We start from the raw sequence: 4,808 nt of genomic DNA, 5'->3' as shown, positions 1-4,808 counted from the left end.
TCAGTCAACAGATTCATTGGCTGATCCACCGCATTCGCGAGCAAGCCCGCTCCCACATTTTTTGACTGTGTTTCAGTGCCCGCCCTCAACAAAAATCACCAGTGCTAAATCCACTCACCGCTGCTACGTTTAATCCTGAAGTGCAGGAACGTCATGACGCCGACTTTTTTTCGTCACAACGGCACTTTAGGCTGGTGATGCAGGTCATTTACCTGCAACCGCTTTTAATTAAACAAGGAGCCCACCATGGACGACTACCAGGAAGAACTGCTTGAGTTCAGTGCGATCGAGTTGGACCCGCTGGAACCCGCAGACGACGCCACCGAGCTGTAACCCCGACTTCAGGCGGAATGCCGCTGACTGCGGCGAAATTCCCCTGGGGTCTGGTTGTTCCACCGCCTGAACGCCCGTTGAAACGCCTGGGCCGAGGCAAAGCCGAGCAAGTAGGCGATTTCGCCGAACGCCAACTCCGTGTCGCGAATGTAGGTCATGGCCAGGTCGCGGCGGGTGTCGTTGAGAATCGCGCGGAACTGAGTGCCTTCTTCGGCCAGCTTGCGGCGCAGCGTCCAGGTCGGCAGCTTCAAGCGTGCCGCCACTTCTTCCAGGTCGGGTTCCCGGCCGCCATTGAGCATCGGCCCGAGCAGCCGGGTAATGCGCTCGCGCAGGCTGCGGGTGCGGGTCAACTGCTCCAATTCCCGTTCACACAGTTGCAACAACAAGTGCCAGGTGCTGGGGCAATGCTGTGGATTGCGCAGGGCCAGGGTCTGTTGGTTCAGGCGCAGCTGGTTGGATTCGGCACCAAACTGGATCGGACCATCGCCCAACATGCTGTAGGCGTCGGCGTAGTCCGGCGCGGCAAACTCGATTTCGATACGTTGCGCCTGCACGGGATGCTGGGCCAGGCCGGACAATTGGTGCAGCCAGCCGGCGATGATCGAGTCCACCACAAAGCGGTTGTAGGCGTTGTAGGGGCTGATGGAATAGAACCGCAGCCAGGCGCCCGCGGCATCCTCATGAAAACTCGACTGCCCTCGATAGTTGGAGCCGTACAGCGCTTCGAAGCGCGTCAGCGTGCGTGCGGCTTCCCGTACGTTGGGCGCCTGGGCGGCGGTGACGCCGGCGAGCCCGGCCTGGCTCAAGCGGCTCAGTTGGCCCATGCGCAGGCCCAGGCCCGGCTCACCGGTGAGCTGGATGGCCGCATGGCCCAGGCGCATATAACGCGGGATGGATAAGCGCGCACCGGCTTCGGCGAGGCGCGCCGGGTCCAGGCCGTATTGCAGCAACAGCGGTTGTGGGTCGATGCCGTGGCTCTGAATGGCATCCGCCAAGGTGTGCACAAAGCCCACCGACAGATCCCCCAGGCGTACCGGCTTCACAACCAGATATTCAACATACGTGCGCCACGGGCTTCACCGTCGGCGCTGATCTGCCCGTTGTTGCTGAGAAAACTGTGGCCGGCGGTGCCCAGGTCCCAGAACTGGCCGCGCAGGAATACGCTCATGCCGGCGGTGGCCTGGCTGATGGGCTGCTGGCTAATCAGCGTGAGGCGGCGCCAGGCCTCGCCTTCACTGAGCTCTTCGGGCTTGAGGCTGATCTCTGGCGGCGTGGACACGCTTTTGAAGCCGCGCCACGGCCGGTCCCAGGTATCGCGACCGAGCACAAAGGCCGGCACGGCGATCAGTTGCGCGCCTTGCTCGTTGAGTTTGCGGTAGTTGTCTGGATACCAGCTGTCACTGCCCACCAGCACACCGAGGCGCCCGGCCGGGGTGTCGACCACGCTGACGACATTCTCATCGCCGGGCGTGATAAAGCCACGCTCATCGTAGATCGGGTAGAGCTGGCGCTGCGGCTGGCCCAGCAGTGCACCGTCGGCGTTGAACACCAGGCTGGCGTTGTACAGCGCGCCATGGCCGACCTGCAATTGCCCCTGGCTGACGCTGGGGTTGGGCAGGGCGATGGAACCGGCCACCAGGGTCACGCCGAATTCCTTGGCCAGGCCGCCGAACAGCAGCTGATAGTCACGCGCCATGCCGGTGGCTTTCATACGCAGGTACGCGTCGTCGGTGCGGTTGTCGCCGGTCGCGCTGAGCCACGCACGGGCAAACAGCAACGGGTTGCTGACCGACAGCCAGTTCATCGCGTCCTTGGCGTGCAGGGCCTGGTACACCTCGTTTTTTTCGCCGGTGAGCATCAGCCAGGTGCCGATATGTTCCGGCAGCACGACGATGGTTTTCTGGTTGATAAGCCCCTGTTCCCGGGCGTTTTGCAGGTACGCCGCGAGTTTCAGGTGCAGGCGTTCCAGGCTTTGATAGTCGGCGGGGAACAGCTCCGGCTGGATGCCCAGCAAGTTGCCACGCTCGGCAGGCTCGCCTTCGTTGACGGCCAAAGTGATGCGCAGGTCTGACAGGTAATGCGCCACGGGGCGCTCCTGGGTCCAGACCAGATACGCGGCGACGGCGGCAACCAGGGCCAGGGTGACGGTGAACGCTAGAAGTTTACGCATGGGGCAACAGACAACAGACCGTGTGCAGGGTTCGCCGACTAGGTTAGGGCCCATGGCACGGCTTGCCAAGGGGCGCTGCGCATTTGGATCAATAACTTGTCAGTTTCGGTCATTGAGGCGTAGTCCGGCGAATCATAGTCTGTGGGACATAAACCGATGGCACACCGTTCGAGTGCGCCACGTCCCGTGATGATCCGTTGTGGAGCTGTACCATGACCGCTGCTGCCTACCCGCACCTGCTGGCCCCGTTGGACCTGGGTTTTACCACCTTGCGCAACCGCACCCTGATGGGCTCGATGCACACCGGCCTGGAAGAAAAACCCGGCGGTTTCGAGCGCATGGCGGCCTACTTTGCCGAGCGCGCCCGTGGCGGCGTGGGCCTGATGGTTACCGGTGGCATTGGCCCCAACGATGAAGGCGGCGTTTACGCCGGCGCGGCCAAGCTGACCACCGACGACGAAGCGCAAAAACACAAGATCGTGACCCAGGCTGTGCACGACGCGGGCGGCAAGATCTGCATGCAGATCCTCCACGCCGGCCGGTATGCCTACAGCCCCAAGCAGGTGGCGCCGAGTGCGATCCAGGCACCGATCAACCCGTTCAAGCCCAAGGAGCTGGACGAGGAGGGCATCGAGAAGCAGATCCAGGATTTCGTCACCTGCTCGCTGCTGGCCCAGGTCGCCGAGTACGACGGCGTGGAAATCATGGGCTCCGAAGGCTACTTCATCAACCAGTTCCTCGCCGCCCACACCAACCACCGTACCGACCGCTGGGGCGGCAGCTACGAGAACCGCATGCGCCTCGCCGTGGAAATCGTGCGCCGTGTGCGTGAGGCCGTCGGCCCGAATTTCATCATTATTTTCCGCCTGTCGATGCTCGACCTGGTGGAAGGTGGCAGCACCTGGGAAGAAATCGTGCAGTTGGCCAAGGCCATCGAGCAGGCCGGTGCGACGATTATCAACACCGGCATTGGCTGGCACGAAGCGCGTATCCCGACCATCGCCACCAAGGTGCCGCGTGGCGCGTTCAGCAAGGTCACGGCCAAGTTGCGCGGTGCGGTGCAGATCCCGCTAATCACCACCAACCGCATCAACACCCCGGAAATCGCCGAGCAGATCCTCGCCGAAGGCGATGCCGATATGGTCTCCATGGCGCGGCCGTTCCTCGCCGACCCGGAGTTCGTCAACAAGGCCGCAGCCGGGCGCGCCGATGAGATCAACACCTGCATCGGCTGCAACCAGGCCTGCCTGGACCACACCTTTGGCGGCAAGCTGACCACCTGCCTGGTCAACCCACGGGCGTGCTACGAGACGGAACTTAATTACCTGCCGGTCAAGCAGATCAAGAAAATCGCCGTGGTCGGCGCCGGCCCCGCCGGCTTGGCCGCTGCGACGGTGGCTGCCGAACGTGGCCATCAAGTGACGCTGTTCGACTCCGCCAGCGAAATCGGCGGCCAGTTCAACATCGCCAAGCGCGTGCCGGGCAAGGAAGAGTTTTTCGAAACCCTGCGCTACTTCAAGCGCAAATTGCAGACTACCCATGTCGAGCTGTGCCTCAACACCCGCGTGGATGTCGAGCAACTCAAGGCGGGCGGTTACGACGAGATCATCCTCGCCACCGGCATTGCGCCGCGCACCCCGGCGATCCCGGGCGTCGAGAACGCCAAGGTGCTGAGCTACCTGGACGTGATCCTGGAGCGCAAACCCGTGGGCAAACGCGTGGCGGTGATCGGTGCCGGTGGTATCGGTTTCGACGTGTCGGAGTTCCTCGTCCATCAAGGCGTGTCCACCAGCCTCGACCGCGAAGCGTTCTGGAAGGAATGGGGTATCGACACCCAATTGCAAGCCCGTGGCGGTGTGGCCGGGATCAAGCCGCAGGTGCATGCGCCGGCGCGTGAAGTGTTCTTGCTGCAACGCAAGGCCTCCAAGGTCGGCGACGGCTTGGGCAAGACCACCGGCTGGATTCATCGCACCGGCTTGAAGAACAAACAGGTGCAGATGCTCAACAGCGTCGAGTACCTGAAAATCGACGACAAAGGCCTGCATATCCGCATCGGTGCCGAGGGTGAGCCCCAGGTGCTGGCGGTGGACAACATCGTCATCTGCGCCGGCCAGGACCCGCTGCGCGAGTTGCAGGACGGCTTGGTCGCCGCCGGCCAGAACGTGCACCTGATCGGCGGCGCCGACGTGGCGGCTGAGCTGGATGCCAAGCGCGCCATCAACCAGGGTTCGCGACTGGCCGCCGAGCTGTAAGGCCGCCAGGCGCAGCAACACACCCTGTGGCGAGGGCGCTTTTGTGGCGAGGG

The 4,808-nt window shown here is 63.0% G+C and carries 3 protein-coding genes; 1 reads left to right on the top strand and 2 read right to left on the bottom strand.

Annotated features, from left to right (window positions below):
- Window positions 1–341 precede the first annotated feature (341 nt).
- Complete coding sequence (locus tag NUV89_RS23680; RefSeq protein ID WP_257783232.1) at window positions 342–1,376, bottom strand: AraC family transcriptional regulator; 1,035 nt, start codon at window positions 1,374–1,376, stop codon at window positions 342–344.
- A complete protein-coding gene (locus NUV89_RS23675) occupies window positions 1,373–2,503 on the bottom strand; it encodes a carbon-nitrogen hydrolase family protein (RefSeq protein WP_257783231.1) in 1,131 nt (376 codons plus the stop codon). Before NUV89_RS23675 ends, NUV89_RS23680 begins: the two co-directional genes overlap by 4 nt.
- A 212-nt stretch (window positions 2,504–2,715) precedes the next feature.
- On the opposite strand from NUV89_RS23675, the gene NUV89_RS23670 reads away from it, so the two are divergent.
- Complete coding sequence (locus NUV89_RS23670) at window positions 2,716–4,755, top strand: NADPH-dependent 2,4-dienoyl-CoA reductase (RefSeq protein ID WP_257783230.1); 2,040 nt, start codon at window positions 2,716–2,718, stop codon at window positions 4,753–4,755.
- Window positions 4,756–4,808: the final 53 nt, after the last annotated feature.

This window comes from Pseudomonas sp. 18.1.10 (assembly GCF_024655625.1).
GTDB lineage: Bacteria > Pseudomonadota > Gammaproteobacteria > Pseudomonadales > Pseudomonadaceae > Aquipseudomonas.
Note: the sequence above shows the minus strand (reverse complement) of the source record. Positions and strands in the feature narration are given on the sequence as shown.